The sequence below is a fragment of the Pseudomonas sp. 21LCFQ010 genome, assembly GCF_024129905.1.
Classification (GTDB): domain Bacteria; phylum Pseudomonadota; class Gammaproteobacteria; order Pseudomonadales; family Pseudomonadaceae; genus Aquipseudomonas.
Map to the genome: position 1 here is coordinate 25,642 of NZ_JAMYDZ010000007.1, position 23,952 is coordinate 49,593.

Below are 23,952 nucleotides of genomic sequence, written 5' to 3' on the forward strand. Positions count from 1 at the left end.
GTTTGTCTGGTCATTGGCATGCTCATTGCTCAGGGAAAAACAACTCCCACCGTAGGAATGCTGCCGTGACACAGACCGCTAGTGAGTTTTCCAAAGCGCGCCGCTCATCACTGATCGCCGCGATGTTCATGATGGCAACCTCTGCCATCGGCCCGGGTTTCCTGACCCAGACCGCCACCTTCACCGCGACCCTCGGGGCCGCATTCGCGTTCGGCATCCTGGCCTCGATCCTCATCGACTTCGTGGTCCAACTGAACGTCTGGCGGATCGTTACCCTGACCCGCATGCGCGCTTCGGACCTGGCCAACGCTGCGATTCCCGGCAGTGGCTATGTGCTGGCGGTGCTGGTGATTTTCGGCGGGCTGGTGTTCAGTCTGGGCAACATGGCCGGTGCCGGTCTGGGCCTGAACGCCATGACCGGCATTGACCCCATCTGGGGTGGTGCGGGCAGTGCGCTGCTGGCCATTGCGATCTTCTCGTCGCATCGTGCCGGGGTGGCGATGGACCGGATCATGATCGTGCTGGGCGTGTTGAAGATTTCCCTGATCCTGTTTGCGGCATTCGCTTCCCATCCGCCGCTGGGTGAGGCGTTGCGCCAGTCGGTATGGCCTGACTTCATCGACTTTGCCTCAATCACCACCATTGTGGGCGGCACTGTGGGTGGCTACATCACCTATGCCGGTGCGCACCGTCTGCTCGACCGTGGCACCGTGGGTGTGGAAAACATCGACGCGGTCTCCAAGGCTGCCCTGAGCGGCATCCTGGTGACCGGTATTGCCCGCTACGTGCTGTTCCTGGCGATTCTGGGTGTCGTGGCCAGTGGCGTGGTCATCGACGTGTCCGGCAAGGGCGCCAACCCGGCAGGCCAGGCCTTCGGTGCCGCCGCAGGTCAGGTCGGCATGATGATGTTCGGTCTGGTGCTGTGGGCTGCCGGTATCAGCAGCATGATCGGTGCCTCTTACACCTCGATGTCGTTCATCACCGTATTTTCCAAGAAGATCACCGAGCGGGCCCGTAACCTGGCCACCGTCGGTTTCATCATCATCGCCCTGATCGCCTACATGATCCTGGGCAAGCCGCCAGCCGCGCTGCTGGTGTTCGCCGGTGGTTTCAACGGTCTGATCCTGCCGCTGGGCCTGAGTATCTTCATGTATGTCGGCTGGCGCCGTTCCGACCTCATGGGTGGCTACCACTACCCACGCTGGTTGCTGGTGCTGGGTGTGCTGACCTGCCTGCTGTCGTGGTTCATGGCCTTCAAGTCGGCCCGGGCGATCTTTGCCTTCATCGGCGCGGCCTGATTCAAGCGGAGAACAGAAAATGCGAGCGATCGATCTCAACAGTGACCTGGGTGAAAGCTTCGGCGCCTGGAGCATGGGCGACGATGCTGCGATCCTTGAAGTGGTCAGCAGTGCCAATGTCGCCTGTGGTTTTCATGCCGGTGACCCGGCCGGCATTCTGCGGACCCTCAAGGCTGCGGCTGACAAGGGGGTGGCCATCGGTGCCCATGTGGCCTATCCCGACCTGGTCGGTTTCGGCCGGCGCAACATGGATGTGCCCTCGGCCGAACTGACCGCCGATGTGATTTACCAGATCGGCGCGCTGCAAGGGTTGGCGCGCAGTGTTGGCGCACAGGTGAGCTACGTGAAACCTCATGGCGCGCTGTACAACACCATTGCTCATGACCGGCGCCAGGCGTCGGCAGTCATCGATGCGCTGGTGCGCCTCGATCCGGCGCTCAAGCTGGTGTGCCTGGCCAACTCGCCGCTGCTCGACTGGGCGCAGCAAGCGGGTCTGGCATGCGTGTCCGAGGCCTTTGCCGACCGCGCCTACACCGCCGAGGGTACGCTGGTGTCACGCGCCAGGCCCGGTGCCGTACTGCATGATGCCGAACTGATTGCCCAGCGCATGCTGCGCCTGGTCAACGAAGGTGTCATCGAGGCCGAGGATGGCAGCACCATCGCCCTGCAGGCCGATTCGATCTGTGTTCACGGTGACAGTCACGGTGCGCTGACCATCGCCCGTACGCTCAAAGACTGCCTGCAGCATGCGGGCGTGACCATTCGTGCATTCAGCCAAGGCCAATCATCATGAACGCATTGCAACAAGCCCGTCAGTCTGCCGTCGCCGCCCGTGCCCGCTACCGTGCCGGAGAGATCGCACCCACCGCAGGCCAGGCGCCGGGCCTGACCCAGGCCAACATGATCTCGCTGCCGCGCGAATGGGCTTATGATTTTCTGCTGTTCGCCCAACGCAACCCGCAGGCCTGCCCGATCCTCGACGTGACCGAGCCGGGTAGCTACAGCACCGTGCTGGCCGAGCAGGCTGACCTGCGTACCGACCTGCCGCTGTACCGGGTCTGGCGCGATGGCCGCCTGGTTCAGGAGTTGCCCGATGCCACCGCGTTGTGGGCACAGCACACCGACCTGGTGAGCTTCCTGATCGGTTGCAGTTTTACCTTCGAGACCGACCTGCTCGAAGCCGGTATCGACGTACGCCACATCAGCGAAGGCTGCAACGTGCCGATGTATCGTACCAACCGCCAGTGTCGGCCAGCCGGTCGCCTGCAAGGCGAAATGGTCGTGTCGATGCGCCCGATCCCGGCCAGCCGGGTGGCGGAAGCGGCGAAGATCACCGCTCGCTACCCTGCGGTACACGGCGCGCCGGTGCATGTGGGCGAGCCGGCCCTGCTGGGTATCGAAGACGTTTCACAACCGGATTTCGGCGATGCGGTGTCGATCCGGCCCGGTGAGATCCCGGTATTCTGGGCCTGTGGTGTGACGCCGCAAGCCGTGGTCATGGCATCTCGCGTACCCTTTGCCATTACCCACGCGCCAGGCCATATGTTTATCACCGATGTGCCTGACAGCCATTACCACGTATAGGAGAGGCTCATGCGTTTCTATCCGGTCAACCTGGATGCGATCCTGGTTGAATTGGCAAACCTGGACGAGACCCTTGCCCTGTTCGATTCGCTGCAGCAGCAGCCGATCGCAGGGGTAACGGAAATCGTCCCGGCTGCCCGGACCCTGCTGGTGCAATTTCGTCCCGGCAGCATCCGCCGCGAGGTACTGGCCGCGCAGATCGCCTCGCGCGATATTCACGGCCCGGCGCGCCAGGCCGGGCGGCTGGTCGAGATCCCGGTGCATTACAACGGTGAAGACCTGGCCGATGTCGCTGCAGAACTGGGGATCAGTGTCGAAGAAGTCATCCAGCGCCATACCGGCAACGATTACAACGTGGCCTTCTGCGGATTTGCGCCAGGGTTTGCCTACCTGAGCGGTGGCGCGGGTTTTGTGGTGCCGCGCCGCAGCACGCCGCGTACCCGCATTCCGGCCGGTGCCGTGGCGCTGGCCGGCGGCTTCAGCGGTATCTACCCGCAAGCCAGCCCGGGCGGCTGGCAGATCATCGGCGTTACCGGCCTGAAAATGTGGGACCTGCAGCGCGATGAACCGGCGCTGCTCAAACCGGGTTACCGGGTGCGTTTCTGCGACGCTGGTCCCTTGCCGCCGGAACGTGTGTCGGTCGCTGTGGCCGAGCGTCAGCCTGCGGCGGCGGTCAGTGGCGATTGCCTGGAAATTGTTACGCCGGGTCTGCAGACCCTGCTGCAGGATCTTGGCCGACCCGGCCGGGCCGGCGAGGGTGTTTCCGCCTCCGGCGCCATGGATCGCGGTGCGCTGCGCGCGGCCAACCGTGCGGTCGGCAACGAGCCATCCACGGCTTGCCTGGAAATCCTCATGGGCGGCCTGAACTTCACCTGCCATGGCCAGGCGTTGGTTGCGATAACCGGGGCCGAGGTCGAGGTCGAGCTGCGCAGCGCCGACGGCCAGTTGTTGCGCCCGGCGCTCTACAAGCCCTTTGCCTTGCAGGACGGCGATCAGGTCAGCATCGGCTCGCCCAGTGCCGGCTTGCGCAACTACCTGGCCATCCGGGGCGGCTTCAGCGTGACACCGGTACTTGGCAGCCTGTCTACCGATACCCTGGCGCATGTCGGGCCGGCAGCGCTGGCGGCTGGCGATCGGCTGGGCTTCGAGCGCACGCCGGGTGGTCTGGCGGTGTCGCTGGACGAGCAACCGGCCTTCGCCATGCCGCGCCGTGACCAGCTCATCACCCTGGATGTGGTCATGGGGCCACGCAGCGACTGGTTCACCCCGGCTGCGCTGGAACTGCTGGCCGAACAAACCTGGCAGGTCACGCCGCAGTCGAACCGCATCGGCATTCGCCTGGCCGGCGAGCAGGCCCTGGAACGGGCCGTGGGCGGCGAGTTGCCCAGTGAGGGCACCACGGTCGGCGCCATTCAGGTCCCGCCCAGTGGCCAGCCGGTGTTGTTTCTCGCTGACCATCCGCTGACCGGCGGCTACCCGGTGATCGGCGCGGTCGCCACCTACCACCTGGACCTGGCTGGCCAGATCCCGGTCAATGCCCGTATTCGCTTCAACCCGCTGGGCGCTTTCGAACACGTGCTTCCTGCTACTTCAGACGAGACCCGGAACAAATGAAAAAGGTCCTGATTGCCAACCGTGGCGAAATCGCCGTCCGCATTGCCCGTGCCTGCCGTGATTACGGTGTCGCTTCGGTGGCGGTGTATGCCGACGCCGATATTGATGCCTTGCATGTGCGCCTGGCCGATGAGGCTTATGCCCTGGAAGGTGAACGCTCCACCGACACCTACCTGCGCATCGACAAGCTGCTGGCGATTGCTGCCCGCGCCGGTGCCGATGCCGTTCACCCAGGCTATGGCTTCCTGTCGGAACGGGCGGACTTCGCTCGCGCCGTGATCGACGCCGGCCTGACCTGGATCGGCCCGGACCCTGCGACCATCGACGCGTTGGGCGACAAGGTCGAGGCTCGGCGGATTGCCCTGAGAGTCGGCGCGCCGCTGGTGGCCGGTACCGAGAACCCGGTGGCTGACGCCAGTGAGGTGGTCGCCTTCGCCGAGCAGCACGGTCTGCCGATCGCCATCAAGGCAGCGTTCGGCGGCGGTGGTCGTGGTCTGAAAGTCGCCTGGCAGCTTGAAGAGGTGCGCGAGCTGTACGAGTCGGCGGTGCGTGAAGCCACGGCGGCATTCGGTCGCGGTGAGTGCTTCGTCGAGCGCTTCCTGGATCGTCCGCGGCACATCGAGGCGCAGATCATTGCTGACCGGCATGGCCGTGTGGTGGTGGTCGGCACCCGTGATTGCTCGCTGCAGCGGCGCAACCAGAAACTGATCGAAGAAGCGCCTGCGCCTTATCTGGATGCCGGGCTGCGCCAGCGTATTCACGATTCGGCGCAGCGCATTTGTGCCGAGGCCGGCTACGTCGGCGCTGGCACCGTGGAGTTTCTGCTCAGCGCCGACGGCACCCTGTCGTTCCTGGAGGTCAACACTCGCTTGCAGGTGGAGCATCCGGTTACGGAAGAAACCAGCGGTATCGATCTGGTCATCGAGCAGTTGCGGGTTGCCGATGGCCTGCCGCTGTCGTTCGAAGGCACGCCAACGCCGCGCGGGCACAGCTTCGAGTTTCGGATCAACGCCGAGGACGCCGGTAACGGTTTCCTGCCGACGCCGGGCGCCATCGAGCGCTTCCAGGCGCCATCGGGGCCGGGGGTACGTCTCGACACGGGGGTTGGCGAAGGCTCGCGGGTGTCGCCGAATTTCGACTCGATGATTGCCAAGCTGATCGTTACCGGTGCGACCCGTGAACAAGCCATCCAGCGCGCCCGGCGTGCCCTGGCCGAGTTCAAGGTGGAGGGTGTGGCCACTGTGCTGCCGTTCCATCAGGCGGTCATGGATCACCATGACTTCACCGCGCCGCAGACCTTTGCGGTGCATACCCGCTGGATTGAAACAGACTTCGCCAGCCAGATCAGCATCGCCCCGCGGCCGGCGGCTGGCGCCGATGCAGGGGTGGTGCGCACCTTCATCGAAATCGACGGCAAGCGCCATGATCTGGGCTTGCCCGCCGCGCTGTTGCGCGGGGTCAGCGTCAATGCCCCGGGCAGTGCCAGCCAGGATGAGCTCGTTCAGCAAGCCGTTGACCCACGTGCGGTACTTGCGCCGGTTGCAGGTAACCTGCATGCCTGGGTGGTCGAGAACGGCACTGCCGTCGAGGCCGGGCAGGTCATCGCGGTCATGGAAGCGATGAAAATGGAAACTTCGGTATTGGCACCCTGTGCCGGCGTACTTGAGGTGAGTGAACAACCGGGTCGTTATATCGATGCCAAGTCGGTGATCGGGCGCATCGCAATGAACTAGCCGGTAAATGGCTGGTGTAGGAGCGGCTTTAGCCGCGAAGCCTTCGCGGCTAAAGCCACTCCTACGGGTTGTTCCTTATAAAACAATTATTCGTAATCTTGTTTGATGAGCGCTGCTTTCGCAAAGAAGCTATCGCAGCTAAAGCGGATCGCCGCCCGGCTGCGGCGTGCGGCTGCATGAACGTAGTCAGAGTTGTTGCAATAACCATAAAAACAAACTTCTTCAATTGACGCTGCCATTATCAGGAGCATGACGTGATGTCGATCAATAAGAGTCTGGTGCTTACTTGCGCCTGCGTTTCCCTGTTGCCATTGAATGCCTCGGCAGACTTTATCGCCGATAGCAAGGCCAGTGTCGAACTGCGCAACTTCTACTTCAACCGCGACTTTCGCAACGGCCCGCCGACCGCCCAGCGCGACCCGGCGGCCGAATGGGCGCAAGGGGCGATCCTGCGGCTGGAGTCGGGTTATACCGCTGGCACTGTCGGCTTTGGTCTCGATGCCATGGGTATGCTGGGTATCAAGCTCGATGGCGGCGACGGCACCGGCGGCAGTGGCCTGTTGCCGGCCGACCTGAGTTCACGCAATGGCCGTGGCTCGCAGGACGAATACGCCAAGCTGGGGCTGACCGCCAAGGCCAGAATCTCCGAAACGGTGCTCAAGGTCGGCTCGCTGGCGTTTCGCAGCCCGGTGGTGTCGAGCAACGATACCCGCTTGCTGCCGGCCACCTTCGAAGGTGCCATGCTGACCTCCAAAGACATCGACAAGTTGACCCTGCAAGGCGGCCAACTGACCCAGATCAAGTTCAACAGTTCTTCAAACTATCAGGACTTCAGCGGTAACCGGGTGGGCGGCAGCAGCGATGCCTTTAACTTTGCCGGCGCCACTTACAGCTTCAGCAAGACGCTGAGTGCCAGCCTGCACTATGGCAATCTGGAGGATATTTATCGCCAGTACTACGGCGGTGTGATCTATGAAGTTCCCCTGGCGGCACAGCAGTCGCTGAAGTTTGATCTGCGGTATGCAAAAAGTACCGAGGATGGCAACTTTCGGGCGCTGGATAACCGGGCGGCCAACGGCTTGGTCGCGTACACCGTGGGCAGTCACGTATTGACCGCCGGCTACCAGCGTATGTCAGGTGATGATCCGTTTCCGTACATCGCCAACAGTGATCCGTACCTGGTCAACTTCGTCCAGATCAATGACTTTGCCAATATCGAAGAACGCTCCTGGCAACTGCGTTACGACTACAACTTCGCCGCGCTGGGCGTTCCCGGCCTGACCTTCATGAGCCGCTATGTCAGCGGCGACAACGTGCGGGTGGCAGGCAGCAACAGCGGCAAGGAATGGGAGCGCAACACCGATATCGGCTATGTGATCCAGAGCGGCTCGCTGAAAAACCTCGGCTTCAAGGTGCGCAATGCCACGGTGCGTTCCAACTTCGGCAATGACCTGGACGAGACCCGCCTGATCCTCAGCTACACGCTGCCACTCTGGTAACCGGTTGCGGCGCGGCTGCAACGGGGCGCCTCTAAAAACGCCGCGATGGCAACGCAGGTCGTTTTCAGAGGTGCCCAACGCTCTACCTGCGGGTGGAGCTATCTGATAACCCAGGAGCGAGCGTGATGAAACGTCTCAGGTTTAGCCAAAAGATTATCCTGATCGCCTCGCTGGTGATCATGTTGGTGTTTGCAGGCTTTTGCGCCGTCAATGATGTGCGCTTGCGCGACGACAGCCTGCAACGCATTGAAAGCGGCACCCGCAACCTGGCCGGCTCCATGGCCCATGACATCCAGAGCTGGCTGGACGGCCGGATGATGCTGATCAAGGGCGTCGCCGAGTTCCTCGAGCGTGATCCTTCGCCGGCCGGCCTGCTCGAAGTGCTGCGCAGCCCGGTATTGATGGACCACTTCGTGGCCAGTTATGTCGGCACTGCGGCGGGTGCATTCCTGATCTACCCGCCCCGCGAGATGCCCGCCGACTACGACAGCCGCCAACGCCCCTGGTACAAGGATGCGCTTGAGCACGGCGCAGTGATGACCGAGCCTTATGTAGGTGTCGGGATCGATTACCGGATCATCAGCCAGGCGGTGCCGATCCGGGCCGGCCAGCAGGTGCTGGGTGTGCTGGGCGTCAACCTGAGCATCGAGAACATTGCCAAAACCCTCAACTCACAAGACTTCGAAGGCAATGGCTATGCGTTTCTGGTCAACCGCCAGGGCAAGATCCTGGTGCACCCCGACAAGACCTTGATCGGCAAAACGCTCACTGACCTGTTTCTGGGCCAGGCGCCGCCGCTGAGCGACCAACTGACTGAAGTCAGTAGCGCCGATGGTGAAAAGCTCAGCTTGTTCGTGCCCATCAAGGGGCTGGCTTCGCAGGACTGGTACGTTGGCATCGCCCTCGATAAGCCGGCCGCGCTGGCCAGCCTCAGCGCCTTTCGCAACTCGGCGATCATCGCCACGGTCATTGCGGTGCTGATCAGCCTGATACTGCTGGGCCTGGCCTTGCGGTTGCTGATGAAGCCGCTGCGTCAGATTGGTCATGCCATGGACGATGTGGCCGAGGGCGAGGCCGACCTGACCCGCCGCCTGGCCATTGTCTCGCACGATGAATTCGGCCAGTTGGCGTCAGGCTTCAACCGCTTCGTCGACCGCCTGCATGCCTCGATCAGCGACGTGGCTGCCAGTGCCAATGCCCTGAAACAGGCCACCGGCAGCGTACTGGGGGCGTCCAACTCGTCGGTGGCCAAGGCTCGCAGCCAGGCCGGTTACACCACCAGCGTAGCGGCGGCCATCGAGGAACTGGGCGCCACGGCGCAGGACATTGCCGGCAGCGCCTCGGCAGCCTCGCGCGAGGCGTCGGCAGCGCGCCAGCAGGTCCAGACCAGTTGCGCCCTGGTGGACGACACCGTACGCGCCATGCGCAGCCTGCAGGACAACATTGCCCTGACCCGGACGCAGATCGAAGAACTCAACGAACGCAGCGCCAATATCGGTACGGTGCTGGAGGTGATTTCGACGATTTCCGGCAAGACCAACCTGCTGGCGCTCAACGCTGCGATCGAGGCTGCCCGGGCCGGCGAGGCCGGGCGTGGCTTTGCGGTGGTCGCCGACGAAGTGCGCAGCCTGGCCCACCATACCCAGACCGCGACCGAAGAAATCCGCGGCGTCATCGAAGCGCTGCAACAAGGCGCGACCCAGGCGGCGCAAACCATGCTGACCAGCCACGAAATCGGCCAGCGCAGCGCCAACGTGGCCAGTCAGGCCGGCGCCAGCCTGCAAGCAGTGGTGCTGCGGATCGGCGAAATCGACGACATGAACCTCAGCGTGGCGGCGGCCACGGAAGAGCAATCCACCGCCGTTGACCAGTTGAACCGCGACGTACACGAGATCAACCAGCTCAACCAGCAAAGCGCCGCCAACCTCGACGACACCTTGCAAGCCTGCGCCCGGCTGGACGCCGAAGCAGGGCGCCTGCATGCGATTGTCGATACGTTCAAGTTGTGAGGGGATGAGATTATTTGCTTGCCTCTCGGCAGCCCTGAGTTCGCCCGCAGGGCGGACCCAAGCCAGGAGCAATACCTACTTTGGGCGTAACCAAAGTAGGTCGCCCGTCGGGGCGAAACCCGCAGTCCAGACAACCGCGGCAATAATATACACAGCAAGTCCAGCCGTTCGCGGCTAAAGCCGCTCCTACGGGGTTGTCAGCGTTTGGCTTCAGGCAGCTGCGGATCATCATCCTTTGGCAGCTTCTCCAGACTGACCGGAGCCACCTCACTAGCCGTACCCTCATGCGGATTGACCGGCACCAGCTTCAGCTCCCCGCCATGAGTATTCTTCAGATAGACCTCCATCTGCCGGAACGAGATATTGATCTTCTGCCGCTTGAACTCACGATTGATAAAGCGGTTGATCTCATCGAGCACCGGGTTACGGTCGCCCAGATCACGCACATGCATGCGCAACTCATGATCCAGCGTGCTTTCACCAAAGTTCAGGAAGAACACGATCGGCTCGGGTTCCTTGAGCACCCGTGGATTCTCACGTGCCGCCTGCAACAGCAAGGTGCGCACCAGGTCCAGATCCGAGCCATAGTCGACCCCGACTTTCAGCGTCACCCGAGTGATGGTGTCGGTCAGCGACCAGTTGATCAACTGGCCAGTGATGAAGGTCTTGTTCGGGACAATGATGTCCTTGCGGTCAAAATCGGTAATGGTCGTGGCGCGGATCCGGATCTTGCTTACCGTGCCCGACAGGTTGCCGATGGTGATGGTGTCGCCGATCCGCACCGGGCGCTCGAACAGGATCATGATGCCGGAGATAAAGTTGGCGAAAATCTCCTGCATACCGAAACCCAGGCCGACCGACAGCGCAGCGACCAGCCACTGTAACTTGTCCCAACTGACCCCCAGCGTCGACAGCGTGGTGACGAACCCCACCCCGGCGATGGTGTACGACAACAAGGTGGTGGTGGCGTAGGCGCTGCCCTGGGCCAGATCCAGGCGTGACAGCACGAACACTTCGAGCAGGCCCGGCAGGTTGCGTGCCAGCACAAAGGTGATGGTGACGATCACCAGTGCGCCGAGCATGTCGCCGAGGCTGATCGGCACCATGCTCATGTTGGCGCCGGTACCGCTGGTGTATTCGTACAGGGTCACGTTATCCAGATAGGCGAAGACCGTGATCAGGTCGGCCCAGACCCAGTACATCGCGCCAATAAACGCGGCCATCAGCGCCAGGCGGATCAACCGCAGCGACTGCTGGTTGACCTGCTCGATATCCAGCTTTGGCTCTTCGATCGGCACATCACTGTCGCCGTTGTCCCGCGCCGCCTGACGTTTGGCCATGGCGCGCTGATAGGCCAGGCGCCGCGCCGCGACGTTCAGGCCGCGAATGAACGCCGCTTCCACCACCAGCCAGAGCAACAGCAGGTACAGGGTGTCGATCAGCCGGTCTGTGAGTTTCAGGGCGGTGTAGTAGTAACCGAAGCACACCGCCACGAACAGCGCCGCCGGCAGGACGGTAAACGCCAGGCCCAGGGTCTTGCGAAACAGCGAGGCATTGTGGTGGGTGGGGCTGGCCAGCAGCAGGCGGCCCAGCAGCAGGGTCATCAGTGCGTAGCAACTGAGCACCACGCCAATCCCCAGCACGTCATCGGCCAAGGCGGCTGGCTGGTGTTCGGCCACTGCCACCACCGCGACCAACGCCAGTACCACCAGGCCCAGCCGGCGTACCCAGCCGCGCAGGAACTCGACCTGGGAAGGCTCCCAGCGAAAATGCAGTTGCGCCACGCCGTCAGGCGCCAGTACCCGGTAGGCGGTATAGAACATCAGCCAGGTGATGCCGATCTCCTGCAAGGCCAGACCCAGGCTGGCGTTCTGGCCGCGTGCATCGATTTGCAGGGCATAACCACACAGCATCAGGGTCAGTGCGACCGGCAGGGCCAGGAGAATGTTGATCAGCAGGGCCGCCGGGGTTTTCCATTGGTTGTCGCGGCGAAAGTGACCGATATCGGCGTGCAGATAGCCGAGCTTGTCGTACAGCGCCTTGCGTTTCCAGATCAGTGCGCCGATCAGCAACAGCAGCGGCAGAAACAACCAGGGGCGCTGGGTAAGGCCGTCGGACAGTTCGCTGACGCTGGACGCCCACGGCAGTGTCGACACCTGCTTGGTCAGGCGCGGCCCGATGCTCTGGAACCATTCCAGGTCCAGCGGCTTGTTGCTGGGGATCCAGAACATCTGCTCATCGAGAGTGGCGCGCAGGCTGGTGCCGGTGCTGATCAACTGCTTCTGGTTGAGCTGCAGGTTGATCGACTCGTTGAGCATGGCGGCCAGCAGCCGGTTCAGGCGTTCAAGCAGATCGCTGCGGGTCACTGCCAGGTCCATCAGGGTACGGCGCAAGGCCGGCGTGACCTGTTCTGACGGCTGGCTGGCGAGCAGTTTCTCGACATAGGCCAGCGGCGTGCTGATTTGTTCACGCTGCTGGTTGACCTCGAACTGATACAGGCGGATATCGGCGATTTCATCGGCCAGGTTCTTGTCCACCTGCAGGTGCGGCAGGGACTGCTTTTGTTTGTAGAGGATCTTCGACAGCAACAGGCTGCCGCTCAGGACATTGATCTGCTCATCCAGGGCCTGGTCGGTCTGGGTCAGATTGTCCAGTTGCTGTTTGGTCTGCAGGTTGCGCTGGGTCAGCTCGTTGAGCCGCTCGGTGCCGCGCAGCAGGTAGTCAGAGAGCTTGAGGTTGGCGGCGCTTTCGCTGGCCAGCAGGCTGCTGCCACCGGCCTTCTGCGCTTCGGCGGCCAGTTCTTCGACGGTCTTTTGCGACTGGGCGCGGCGCTTGTCGTTGATCAGGGTCTGCAGGTCCTGGATTTCCTGATCCTGGCGCTGCACCTTTTCGGCCAGCAGGTCATGTTGACTGTTGCCCAGGTCCTGCAACTGGCTGTTGCCGGCCAGTTCCTGGCGGCGCAACTGGCTGAGCGCATTGAGCGAAGCGATCTCGGCGTTATACAGGTTGCGCTGATCGCCGCTGAGCGGCTTGCCGCCTTCCTTGCCGTTTTTGAGCAGGGTATTGAGCTGCTGCGTGCGGGTCTGGTTGTGGCTGATCTCTGCCTGAGCGCGCTCGGGACGGGTCTGGGCGGTGAGGATCAGGCTGTTGGCGTCGTTCAGAGCCTTTTGCAGGTCACTTTGCTGGGTACTGCGCTCGCTGAGCAACTGCTCCAGTTGCGGCACATCCAGATTGGCGTAGCGCTGGGCAATCGGCACCACCTTACTGGCTTTGAGGCGTTCGAGTTCACGCTGATTGTCGATAACCTGCTTGGGTGCCTTGTCCAGTTGCTGCTTGAGCGCCGCCAGCTTCTGCTGGCTGTCGTCTTGCGCGTCGAGCAGCGCCAGGGTCTGTTCCAGCACCTGCTGCAGGGCTTTCTGGTCGGCGTCAGGCAGCTTGCGCTCGGCGATCTTGTCCAGGCTTTGCTGGACGCTGTCGCGGTTGGGCGGGTCGGCGGCCAGGGCCGTAAAGGAATGGCTAAGGCACAGGCCGAGCAGGGCGGCCGCCAGGAAGGCGCGCAAGGAAAACATAGACACCGATCACTTGCAAAAACGGACAGGCGCGCAGTGTAAAGCAATGCCCCCGCGCACGGGAGCACTGCCTATCGCCTATCAGAGAAACAGCGCAGGACCCGGACGGCTGCCTTCGGGGAACTTGACCCCGACTTTCAGCAGCCGGTCGCCGTCCATGACGGCAGCGGTCCACAGGGTGCCGTTCCATTCGATCTGGTCGCCGACGATCACCGGGCCGCGGTTTTTCTGCACGATGAACTGCCACAGCGGCATGTTCGGGTCCAGGCCGTCCAGTTTCAGGCCGTACAGCGCAGCGACCGCGCCCAGTTGTGCATCGCCTTCGAGTACGAAGTCACCGAAGAAGCGCAGGTCCTGGCCACGTTGCGGCGCCTGGCTGAACAGTTTGCCCAGCGCCGGCAAATTGTGTTCGTGACCGATCACACACAACAGGTCATCGACTTCCAGGGTGGTACTGCCGGATGGATGGAGCAATTGCTGGCCGCGAAACAGCGCCGCAATCCGTGTGCCTTCAGGCATTTTCAGCTCGCGCAGGGCGGCGCCGATGCACCATTTTTCTGCGCCCAGACGGTAGACGAACAACTCCCACTCGCTGGTGACGTGGACTTCCAGGGCCGAGCGGGAAATCGGCGCAGGATCCGGCGGCACCGTGACTTTGAGCAGTTTGGCCATCCACGGCAGGCTGGTGCCTTGCAGCAGCAGCGAGACCAGCACGATGAAGAACGCGAGGTTGAAATACAGTTGGGCGTTGGGCAGCCCGGCCATCAGCGGGAATACGGCCAGAATGATCGGCACCGCGCCGCGCAGGCCGACCCAGGCGATAAAGGCCTTTTCCCGGCCATGGAACGCCTTGAAGGGGAGCAGGCCGACCAGCACCGACAGCGGCCGGGCCACCAGGATCATCCACAGCGCCAGACCCAGGGCCGGCAGTGCGATGGGCAGCAGGTCATGCGGGGTGACCAGCAGGCCAAGCACCAGAAACATGCCGATCTGTGCCAGCCAGGCCATGCCGTCAAGCATGTGCAGGATACCGTGGCGGCTGCGCACCGGGCGGTTGCCCAGCACCAGGCCAAACAGGTAAATGGCCAGGAAGCCGCTGCCATGGATGGCGTTGGTCAGGGCAAAGATCGCCATGCCCCCGGCAATGACCAGAATCGGATACAGGCCGGCGGCCAGGTTGATGCGGTTGACCAGTTGCAGCATCAGCCAGCCGCCACCCAGGCCCATCAGGCTGCCAATGCCGAATTCCTGAATCAGATGACCGAGCAGGCCCCAATGCAGCCCGGTCTGGCCGCTGGCAAGCATGCCGATCAGGGTCACAGTGAGAAACACCGCCATCGGGTCGTTGCTGCCCGATTCGATTTCCAGGGTGGCGGTCACCCGTTCGTTCAGGCCCTTGCCGCCAAGCAGCGAGAACACCGCAGCAGCGTCGGTAGAGCCAACGATGGCGCCGATCAGCAGGCCCTGCATGATGTTCAGGTCAAACAGCCAGGCGGCGACCATACCGGTCAGTGCCGTAGTGATCAGTACCCCGACCGTGGCCAGCGACAAGGCCGGCCAGAGTGCGACCCGAAAGCTCGAAACCCGGGTGCGCAGGCCGCCGTCGAGGAGGATGACTGCCAACGCCAGGTTACCGATCAGGTAGGCGGCAGCGTAGTTGTTGAAGATGATCCCGCCGCCGTCGACCCCGGCGACCATGCCCACGGCGAGGATAATGACCAGGATCGGGATGCCCAGCCGGGACGACAGCGAGCTGACCAGAATGCTTGCGCCGACCAACACCGCGCCGATCAGGAACAGGCTGTTGATGGTTGCGGCATCCAAGGGCAGTACTCCATGAGGGTAAGAATTAAGGCGCTTCTTGCGTAGCAAAACTCACTTATGCAGTCAGCGTGCCAACCGATTTAACCTGTTGAATTGCATGGCTGTCAAAGGCTTGTCTGTCTATCGAATGGGAAATGGCCTGTAGGTAAATAATTAACGCCCTGAAGGATTCCCGGTTTGCTTACGTGCATGGCTTTCCATAACAGGACCATTGCCATGTCACATTCAACCCATGATTTCTCGGCCGGTGTGGATCAGCACCGGTACATCTCGCAAGAAGTGCTGCTGCGCGAAAAGGCGCTGCAGTTCATTTCCGACTTCCCCGACGTGCACGCGATGGCCTGGGCGAGCGCCCGTAGCCTGATTCATGAACTCTCAGGCAAGAAGCTGAACCCGGACAAGGTCTGGTGGCATCGTTTTGACGGCGCGGCCAGTAGCTCGCGCAGCTATACCGGCTGGGAACATGCCGGCGCGCCTGTTGAGTCGATGACCCTGGTCGAACTGGTCATGCATCGCTTCAATGCCCATGACCAGAGCGCCAGCGATGAGCTGGATCTGTACAGTGGCTTCTACACCGACGGGCCACAGCACGGCCGGTACGATGAGCGCAATGAAGTCCCCATGCTGGCGCGCCAGGTGCTGCAAAAGTTCTGGGCGCTGGATTTTGCCGGGCTGTTCCAGCAGCGCGTCAATCAGTTCTGGCGCGTCCATGGAGCAACCTTTACTGAGCTGGCCAAAGCCCGCTTGCTCGCCGCCGCAGGCCTGGCGGCGAGCAAGAGCGGATTGCCCGTGGCTGATCTGCAACGGCTGGTGCTGCTGCTCGGTCATGGCGACAACACGGTCGCTGCCTCTCAGCCGGTGGCCCGGCAGGGCCTGAGTATCCGCAGTTTTGATATTGGCGGGCACGAGTCGAGCTTGATCATCCGGATGGTCGATGCCGGTGGCCGGCAGATTCTGTACACCCCTGGGTTGAAACGGGTGTTTCACGTTTTCGAGACTGAGCGGCAGTTGCATGAATGGGTGCGCGACCAGTTGCACGACGAACACCGCCGTCAGCGTTTCGAGGCGCTGTTTGTGTTCGCGCCGCAGGCCACCCGGGAGTTGCAGGCGTCATTGAGCAGCGTGCTGGATCAGCTTCGCGATCGCCCGTTCATGGCTGATCTCAATCTCATCGACCCTGTGGTTGCCGGGCTTTTCAATCGCAATGACCGGCCGCTTACCGGTGATGTCTTCGCGCACTTGCGCGCCCGCGCCGAGGAAGAAATGCAGGAAGTGGCGCGTGCCCTGACCTCCAATGCCGACCTGCGCAAGCAGATCTGGATCGGCTACCTGAGTGCCTTCACCCGGATCATCGGGCCGCTGGCCATTGCCGGCTGGCCGTTGGCACTGGTGATGGTCGGGGCAGGAGTGGCCAATGTCGGGTTGAATATCGATCAGGCCTTGCATGGCAAAAATGCCCGGCAGCGCCAGGCCGGGCTGGTGGGCGCGGTGCTGAACTCGATCTTCGTCCTGTTCAACCTGCCCTTGCTGGCGGATGCGGCAGCGGGGGTCAGGGTGAGCGTGGCCGAAGTACCCGCAGCAGAGGGGGCGGTAGTTGTGGAGCAGGATCCGCAATGGATTGCCATGCAGCCCTTGAGTCATGAACGGCTGTTGTCCGGTGAAATACCGCTGCAGGGCATCGAACGCGACGCGGCGGGTGAAACCTGGATCATGCTGGACGATACGCCGCAACGGGTGCGGTTCAGCGCCCGGCTCAACGCCTGGATAGTCATCGACCCTGAAAATCCGTTCGCCTTTTTCGACATCACGCCTGTGCGCCTGAACGAACAAGGCCAGTGGCAACGCTTGCCAGGGCTGCGCCTTAGCGGTGGCATGGAGCCGATCAACCCCGGTGCGCCGTCGACCAGCCAGGCAAGTGCCCTCGAACTCTCGACTGTGCAATCGCAGTTCTGGGACCTCTACATGCAGTTCAATCTGGATGAGGAAGAGACCCTCTCCATGCTGGCCTTGGATCGACAGAAAGCCGCCATCGACATTCGCGAGCAGCAGCCTGGCGATGAAATCGAGCGTGATAGCGAGGGCGACCAAGTGCTGGTCGATGCCTGGAACAACGAGTACCGGGTGTTTCGCAATGCCGCGGGGCGCTATGTTGGCGGCCGGGTGACGCGTTACACGGAGAACGAACATGCGATCAACGACTATCTGCGCACTGGCGTGGCGGGTATCACCAATCAGGTGGAGATGATCGAAGAACTGCTGGAAGACCTGAACCTGATCGGGCTGGATAACCGCGTCAACCTGTATCGCGGTGGCAGTGGTGTGCGGGGTACATCGGGGATGACTTTTCGCAATGGGCATATCAAGGCCGGCGACGTGCTGGTCAATACCGATTTCACCTCGTTCAGCGAAAACCCTTACGTGACACGCTCGTTCGCCAGCAGCCAGGCGGGGGCTCCTTCGTATGGCTTCAGCGGCCAGATCACCTTCGATGACACCTCGATCGTTTTCGAACTACCGGCCGGTCAGCATCTGGGGGCCACGCCCATTGCGCCTTTTTCGATCGAGGATGAAGAGGCCGAATCGCTGTTTACTCCAGGGCATTATTTTCAGGTCCAGGGCATTCATGAGGTCGTCGGCTCCCAATACCGGTTCGTTCGGGTTCAGCTCAAGGAAGTCCCGGCGCCTGCGGCGGGGCGTGCGCTGTATGAAATGCGCACGGGGCTGCCCTTTACCCGCGAGCAGTACGCCAGCAGGCTCGGGGTCGATGGTCAGCGACTGGTCGAGCGCTTCTTCCCGCTGCCTCTTGACCTGAGCCAGCCTGCCGCCTCGGCACCGGCTGCTGAAGCTCCCGGTGTGTAGCGTTTGATCCAAGCATGAAAAAGAGAGCCGAAGCTCTCTTTTTTTTCCGCAATCGTGCTGTCAGCCGATGGTCATCAGGCTGGCGTTACCGCCTGCCGCCGCGGTGTTGACGCTCAGGGCTCGCTCGATCACCAGACGCTCCAGCGCAATGCCGGTTTCGCCATAGGGCAGGCCCTGTACGCCGACGATAGCGCCGCCGCGTTGCGCGACCTGCTTGCACAGGGCGCGCAACTGATCGCTGTCGCCATGGTGCAGCACGGCATCGAACACCACCTGCTCACTGTTCCAGTCCGCCACCAGTTGCAGGCGTGCCTGCACTTCGCGTGGCAAGCGGTTGCGCACCGAACGTGCCGGTTCGCCATCGATCAGTACGGCTTTGCTGCCCACTGCCAGAACGGCGGCGATCTGCGCAAGCAGGTCGCCTTCGTCTTCGGCCAGGCACAGTACCTGGTCACGCGGCAGGATGGTGTAGCTGTTGCGCTCGCCGGTCGGCCCGGCCAGCAGGCGGCTCACGCCGCTTTGCGATTGCCCGGCATATTGTTCACAAAGGCTGACCAATTCGCTGCGCTGCTGGCTGGCCGCCCAGGCCTTGAAGGCTTCCAGCGGTTTGAGCAGCGCTTCGCGCAGGCGGGTGTCCGGTGCTACACGGGCATCGGTTGCGGTGAAGGAATTGGCGATCGCATCCTGTGGACGAGTGCTCAGCAGGCGGTACAGGTACAGCGGGCCACCTGCTTTCGGGCCGGTCCCCGACAGCCCCTCGCCACCGAACGGCTGGACACCGACCACCGCGCCGACGATGTTGCGGTTGACGTACAGGTTACCGGCGTGAGCCTTGTCGATGACCTTGGCAATGGTCTCGTCGATACGGGTATGCACACCCAGGGTGAGGCCGTAGCCCGATGCGTTGATCTGCCCGATCAATGCATCCAGGTCTTTGCGGGCATAGCGCACCACGTGCAGCACCGGACCGAAGATCTCGCGTTGCAGTTCATCGAAGCTTTCCAGTTCGATCAGAGTCGGCATCACGAAGGTGCCGCGCTTGACCTGCGGGGTATCGGCCAGCGCCATCTGGTACACACTGCGGCCTTTGTCGCGCATGGCCTGGATGTGCTTCTCGATACCGGCCTTGGCTTCGGCGTCGATCACCGGGCCGATGTCGACGTTCAGGCGCTCGGGGTTGCCCAGCCGGCTTTCGGCCATGGCGCCCTTGAGCATCTCGATCACGCGGTCGGCAGAGTCTTCCTGCAGGCACAGCACGCGCAGCGCCGAGCAGCGCTGACCGGCGCTGTCGAACGCCGACGAGACCACGTCGATGACCACTTGCTCGGTAAGCGCCGACGAGTCGACGATCATGGCGTTCTGGCCGCCAGTCTCGGCGATCAGCGGAATCGGTCGGCCCTGGCTGTCGAGGCGCCCGGCGACGTTGCGCTGCAGCAGGCGCGCCACTTCCGTCGAGCCGGTGAACATCACGCCTTTGACCCGCTCATCACCGACCAGCCCGGCACCGACGGTTTCGCCGCGGCCCGGCAGCAGTTGCAGCACCCCTTCAGGAATGCCGGCTTCGAGCAGGATGCGCACGGCCTGGGCCGCGACCAGCGGGGTCTGTTCAGCAGGCTTGGCCAGTACCGGGTTACCGGCGGCCAGCGCTGCCGCGACCTGGCCGCTGAAGATCGCCAGCGGGAAGTTCCAAGGGCTGATGCACACCACCGGGCCCAGCGGACGGTGGGCGTCGTTGTTGAACTCGCTGCGCGCCTGCACCGCGTAGTAACGCAGAAAATCCACCGCCTCGCGCACTTCGGCGATGGCGTTGAGGTAGGTCTTGCCCGCTTCACGGACCAGTAAGCCCATCAGTGGCTGGATTTCGCTTTCCATCAGGTCGGCGGCGCGCTCCAGAATGGCTGCGCGTTCGGCGGGCGGGGTGGCCTGCCAGATGGGACCTGCGCTCATGGCGCACTGGATGGCATTGTTGACGTCAGCCACGGTGGCTTCTTGCACCTGGCCCACTACATCGCGGTGGTCGGCCGGATTGAGCACCGCTTGCGCAGGCTCTGTACTGGACGCGCAGCCCAACAGGGGCGCAGCTTTCCAGGCATGGTTGGCGCTGGCCAGCAGGGCGCAGGACAACGACGCCAGACGGTGTTCGTTGGCCATGTCGATCCCGCTGGAGTTGGCCCGCTCAAGGCCATACAGCTCACGCGGCAGAGGGATGCGCGGGTGCGGCAGGCCGCACTGGCCTTCCTGGGTGGCCATGCGTTCGATGCTGCTGACCGGGTCGGCGACCAGTTCCTGGATCGAAATCGACTGGTCGGCGATGCGGTTGACGAATGAGGTATTGGCGCCGTTTTCCAACAGGCGACGAACCAGATAGGCCAGCAAGGTTTCATGGGTGCCAACCGGGGCGTACACCCGGCACGGACGGTTCAGCTTGCCATCGGCAACCTTGCCCACCACTTGCTCGTAGAGCGGCTCACCCATGCCATGCAGGCACTGGAATTCGTACTGGCCGGGGTAATAGTTCTGCCCGGCAATATGGTAGATCGCTGCCAGGGTATGAGCGTTGTGGGTGGCGAACTGTGGATAGATGACTTCCGGGGCGGCCAGCAGTTTGCGTGCGCAGGCAATGTAAGAAACGTCGGTGTACACCTTGCGGGTATACACCGGGTAGCCTTCCAGGCCATCGAGCTGGGCGCGTTTGATCTCGCTGTCCCAGTAGGCACCTTTGACCAGGCGGATCATCAGGCGGTGGCGGCTGCGGCGCGCCAGGTCGATCACGTAGTCGATCACATACGGACAGCGCTTCTGATAGGCCTGGATCACGAAGCCGATGCCGTTCCAGCCAGCCAGTTGCGGCTCGAAGCACAGGCGCTCAAGCAGGTCCAGCGACAGCTCCAGGCGGTCGGCTTCCTCGGCATCGATGTTCAGGCCGATGTCGTATTGCTTGGCCAGCAGGGTCAGCGCCAGCAGGCGTGGGTACAGCTCTTCCATGACGCGCTCGTACTGGGCGCGGCTGTAGCGCGGGTGCAGGGCCGACAGCTTGATCGAGATGCCCGGACCTTCGTAGATGCCACGGCCATGGGACGCTTTACCGATCGAATGGATCGCCTGCTCGTAGGAGGCCAGGTACTTCTGCGCGTCGTGCTCGGTCAGCGCGGCTTCGCCGAGCATGTCGTAGGAATAGCGGAAGCCCTTGCTCTCGAACTTGCTGGCGTTGGCCAGGGCTTCGCCGATGGTCTCGCCGGTGACGAACTGTTCGCCCATCAGGCGCATGGCCATGTCGACACCCTTGCGGATCATCGGCTCGCCGCTCTTGCCGATGATCCGGCTCAGGGAGGAGGTGAGGCCGGTTTCGTTGTGGGTCGAAACGAGTTTGCCGGTCAGCAGCAGGCCCCAGGTGGCCGCGTTGACGAACAGCGAGGGGCTGTTGCCCAGGTGCGGTTGCCAGTTACCGGTGCTGATCTTGTCGCGGATCAGCGCGTCACGGGTGCCTTTGTCCGGGATGCGCAGCAGGGCTTCGGCCAGGCACATCAGTGCCACGCCTTCCTGGGACGACAGGGAAAACTCCTGTAGCAAGCCCTGGACAATCCCGGCCCGGCCGCCGGCGCTCTTCTGGTGGCGCAGTTTGTCGGCAATCCCGGCCGCCAGTTTGTGCGTGGCGTCGGCCAGCGGCGCGGGCAGGCGGGCCTGCTCCAGCAGCATCGGCACCACTTCCTGTTCAGGGCGGCGGTACGCCGAGGTGATGGCGGCGCGCAGCACCGACTGCGGCAGGATGCTTTCGGCAAATTCGAGGAATGGCTGATAGCCAGTGTCGGCGGGCGCATCGACGCGCTCGTCACCGTCTTTGTCCTGGCCATTGAGTTCCGACAGGGTTGCGCCACTCTCGAGCTTTTCGAGGTAATTGAAAATCGCCTGCTTGATCACCCAATGCGGGGTGCGATCAATGGTCTGCGCAGCGGTTTTCAGACGGTCGCGGGTCTGGTCGTCGAGCTTGACGCCCAAGGTGGTGGTGGCCATGTCTTATCCTCGTAAGCGCCATCAGGGCAATGGCGTCCGGTTTTTGCCGCAGATTAGCTGTGAGTGCGCCAAGGTGCAACCAGGTGCAACCTAAAATTTCCAGGCTTTCATGTGCCGTCTCTTGTTGGTGCTTCAAGCGCGAGTTCAAAGCCTGATGGCAGAGCCCTCGCGGTGTTGCCGACGGCCAGTTGCCCTGTCTTGGTGCGTAGCGTATTTTGCAAACGGGCGCCCAGCAGGGTGCAACTTTGTTGGTAAATCGGTTGCACCGTTTTGCGTATGTTGTCTAGGATGCCGGTCTTGCGGTGCAACCGTAGCGCTTTCTTGCGGGCTCGCGTCAGCGATGTGTCGGGTGCCAGGTGCTGAGTCTGACCTTCCGGGGTCAACCGCCCAGCCTTGGGCCAGACGCTGTATAACAACAACGCCAAGGCAGAACATATGAGTCTTACCAACCCCACTCTGATCACATTCGTGATCTACATCGCAGCAATGGTCCTGATCGGCTTCTGGGCCTATCGGTCCACCAATAACCTTTCCGACTACATCCTTGGCGGACGCAGCCTGGGCAGCGTGGTCACGGCATTGTCGGCCGGCGCTTCGGACATGAGCGGCTGGTTGCTGATGGGCTTGCCCGGCGCCATCTACATGTCGGGGCTGTCGGAAAGCTGGATTGCCATTGGCCTGATCGTAGGTGCCTACCTGAACTGGCTGTTCGTCGCCGGTCGTCTGCGGGTGCAGACCGAGTTCAACGGTGATGCGCTGACCCTGCCGGATTACTTCACCAGCCGTTTCGAAGACCGTAGCGGCCTGTTGCGGATCATCTCGGCCATCGTGATCCTGATCTTCTTCACCATCTACTGTGCTTCCGGCATCGTCGCCGGTGCGCGGCTGTTCGAAAGCACCTTCGGCATGTCCTATGAGACAGCGCTGTGGGCCGGCGCTGCCGCGACCATCGCTTACACCTTCGTCGGTGGCTTCCTGGCGGTGAGCTGGACTGACACGGTGCAGGCTTCGCTGATGATCTTCGCCCTGATCCTTACGCCGATCTTCGTGGTGCTGGCCACTGGCGGCGTCGATCCGGCGTTCCTGGCCATTGAAGCGCAGATTCCGGGCAGCTTCGACATGCTCAAGGGCACCACGTTCATCGGTGTGGTTTCGCTGCTGGCCTGGGGGCTGGGTTATTTCGGCCAGCCGCACATCCTGGCGCGCTTCATGGCCGCCGATTCGGCCAGATCGATTGCCAATGCCCGGCGTATTTCCATGACCTGGATGATCCTGTGCCTGGGCGGCGCAGTGGCGGTGGGCTTCTTCGGTATCGCTTACTTTGCGGCCAACCCGGATGTGGCCGGTCCCGTGACCGAGAACCCGGAGCGGATCTTCATCGAATCCTCCAAGCTGCTGTTCAACCCGTGGGTGGCCGGTGTGCTGCTGTCGGCCATTCTGGCGGCGGTCATGAGTACCCTGAGTTGCCAGTTGCTGGTGTGTTCCAGCGCACTGACCGAGGACTTCTACAAAGCCTACCTGCGCAAGGGCGCGAGTCAGCGCGAACTGGTCTGGGTGGGGCGTGCGATGGTGCTGCTGGTGGCAGTGATCGCCATCATGCTGGCAGCCGACCCGAACAACCGGGTATTGGGTCTGGTCAGCTACGCCTGGGCCGGGTTCGGTGCCGCGTTCGGCCCGGTGGTACTGTTTTCGCTGCTGTGGAAAGGCATGACCCGTAACGGGGCGCTGGCGGGGGTAGTGGTCGGTGCCGTCACAGTGGTGTTGTGGAAGCAGTTCACCACCTTTGGCCTGTACGAAATTGTGCCGGGCTTCATCTTTGCGAGCATTGCCATTGTGCTGTTCAGCCTGCTCGGCGAGAAACCTTCGGCGGCCATGCGCGAGCGCTTCGAAGCGGCCGACAAGGCCTATAAAGAGGCTGTTCGCTAAACCTTGCGTCAATGAAACGGCCCGCC

At 62.6% G+C, this 23,952-nt stretch carries 12 protein-coding genes; 9 read left to right on the forward strand and 3 right to left on the reverse strand.

What is annotated here, in order from left to right; translation table 11 throughout:
• The first annotated feature begins 65 nt into the window (after window positions 1-65).
• From NJC38_RS10635 to NJC38_RS10665, 7 genes are all read left to right on the forward strand, one after another.
• Window positions 66-1,298 carry an NRAMP family divalent metal transporter gene (locus NJC38_RS10635; RefSeq protein WP_045486615.1) on the forward strand — a complete coding sequence of 411 codons (1,233 nt, stop codon included), beginning with the start codon at window positions 66-68 and terminating at the stop codon, window positions 1,296-1,298.
• Window positions 1,299-1,317: 19 nt separating this feature from the next.
• Window positions 1,318-2,091, forward strand: a complete 774-nt coding sequence (locus NJC38_RS10640; RefSeq protein ID WP_253114317.1) for a 5-oxoprolinase subunit PxpA — start codon at window positions 1,318-1,320, stop codon at window positions 2,089-2,091.
• Window positions 2,088-2,882, forward strand: a complete 795-nt coding sequence (locus NJC38_RS10645; protein ID WP_253114320.1) for a putative hydro-lyase — start codon at window positions 2,088-2,090, stop codon at window positions 2,880-2,882. The genes NJC38_RS10640 and NJC38_RS10645 overlap by 4 nt, the downstream gene beginning before the upstream one ends.
• 9 nt (window positions 2,883-2,891) lie before the next feature.
• Complete coding sequence (locus NJC38_RS10650; protein WP_253114322.1) at window positions 2,892-4,496, forward strand: 5-oxoprolinase/urea amidolyase family protein; 1,605 nt, start codon at window positions 2,892-2,894, stop codon at window positions 4,494-4,496.
• Complete coding sequence (locus tag NJC38_RS10655) at window positions 4,493-6,229, forward strand: biotin carboxylase N-terminal domain-containing protein (RefSeq protein WP_253114325.1); 1,737 nt, start codon at window positions 4,493-4,495, stop codon at window positions 6,227-6,229. Before NJC38_RS10650 ends, NJC38_RS10655 begins: the two co-directional genes overlap by 4 nt.
• Window positions 6,230-6,486: 257 nt before the next feature.
• Window positions 6,487-7,728 carry an OprD family porin gene (locus NJC38_RS10660; protein ID WP_045486630.1) on the forward strand — a complete coding sequence of 414 codons (1,242 nt, stop codon included), beginning with the start codon at window positions 6,487-6,489 and terminating at the stop codon, window positions 7,726-7,728.
• Between the two features lie 125 nt (window positions 7,729-7,853).
• Entirely contained in the window at window positions 7,854-9,737 is a 1,884-nt protein-coding gene (locus NJC38_RS10665) for a methyl-accepting chemotaxis protein (protein WP_253114332.1), read from the forward strand.
• A 197-nt stretch (window positions 9,738-9,934) separates the two neighbouring features.
• On the opposite strand, the gene mscK is transcribed toward NJC38_RS10665, so the two are convergent.
• Window positions 9,935-13,306: a mechanosensitive channel MscK gene (gene mscK, locus NJC38_RS10670; protein WP_253114731.1), complete on the reverse strand. Its 3,372-nt coding sequence runs from the start codon at window positions 13,304-13,306 to the stop codon at window positions 9,935-9,937.
• An 81-nt stretch (window positions 13,307-13,387) separates the two neighbouring features.
• Window positions 13,388-15,130 (reverse strand): potassium/proton antiporter, encoded by a 1,743-nt coding sequence (locus NJC38_RS10675; RefSeq protein WP_253114336.1) that lies wholly within the window; start codon window positions 15,128-15,130, stop codon window positions 13,388-13,390.
• A 216-nt stretch (window positions 15,131-15,346) separates the two neighbouring features.
• On the opposite strand from NJC38_RS10675, the gene NJC38_RS10680 reads away from it, so the two are divergent.
• Window positions 15,347-17,989 carry a DUF6543 domain-containing protein gene (locus NJC38_RS10680; RefSeq protein ID WP_253114341.1) on the forward strand — a complete coding sequence of 881 codons (2,643 nt, stop codon included), beginning with the start codon at window positions 15,347-15,349 and terminating at the stop codon, window positions 17,987-17,989.
• A gap of 60 nt (window positions 17,990-18,049) precedes the next feature.
• On the opposite strand, the gene putA is transcribed toward NJC38_RS10680, so the two are convergent.
• Complete coding sequence (putA, locus tag NJC38_RS10685) at window positions 18,050-22,000, reverse strand: trifunctional transcriptional regulator/proline dehydrogenase/L-glutamate gamma-semialdehyde dehydrogenase (RefSeq protein ID WP_253114344.1); 3,951 nt, start codon at window positions 21,998-22,000, stop codon at window positions 18,050-18,052.
• A gap of 435 nt (window positions 22,001-22,435) precedes the next feature.
• Between putA and putP the strand changes: the two genes are divergently transcribed.
• Window positions 22,436-23,926 carry a sodium/proline symporter PutP gene (putP, locus tag NJC38_RS10690; RefSeq protein ID WP_253114347.1) on the forward strand — a complete coding sequence of 497 codons (1,491 nt, stop codon included), beginning with the start codon at window positions 22,436-22,438 and terminating at the stop codon, window positions 23,924-23,926.
• Window positions 23,927-23,952 lie beyond the last annotated feature (26 nt).

Excerpts from the sequence above, each read along its gene's own strand:
- NJC38_RS10640 (WP_253114317.1), top strand. The coding sequence starts at position 1,318 with ATGCGAGCGATCGATCTCAACAGTGACCTGGGTGAAAGCTTCGGCGCC.
- NJC38_RS10645 (WP_253114320.1), top strand. The coding sequence starts at position 2,088 with ATGAACGCATTGCAACAAGCCCGTCAGTCTGCCGTCGCCGCCCGTGCC.
- NJC38_RS10650 (WP_253114322.1), top strand. The coding sequence starts at position 2,892 with ATGCGTTTCTATCCGGTCAACCTGGATGCGATCCTGGTTGAATTGGCA.
- NJC38_RS10655 (WP_253114325.1), top strand. The coding sequence starts at position 4,493 with ATGAAAAAGGTCCTGATTGCCAACCGTGGCGAAATCGCCGTCCGCATT.
- NJC38_RS10660 (WP_045486630.1), top strand. The coding sequence starts at position 6,487 with ATGTCGATCAATAAGAGTCTGGTGCTTACTTGCGCCTGCGTTTCCCTG.
- NJC38_RS10665 (WP_253114332.1), top strand. The coding sequence starts at position 7,854 with ATGAAACGTCTCAGGTTTAGCCAAAAGATTATCCTGATCGCCTCGCTG.
- mscK (WP_253114731.1), bottom strand. The coding sequence starts at position 13,306 with ATGTTTTCCTTGCGCGCCTTCCTGGCGGCCGCCCTGCTCGGCCTGTGC.
- NJC38_RS10680 (WP_253114341.1), top strand. The coding sequence starts at position 15,347 with ATGTCACATTCAACCCATGATTTCTCGGCCGGTGTGGATCAGCACCGG.
- putA (WP_253114344.1), bottom strand. The coding sequence starts at position 22,000 with ATGGCCACCACCACCTTGGGCGTCAAGCTCGACGACCAGACCCGCGAC.
- putP (WP_253114347.1), top strand. The coding sequence starts at position 22,436 with ATGAGTCTTACCAACCCCACTCTGATCACATTCGTGATCTACATCGCA.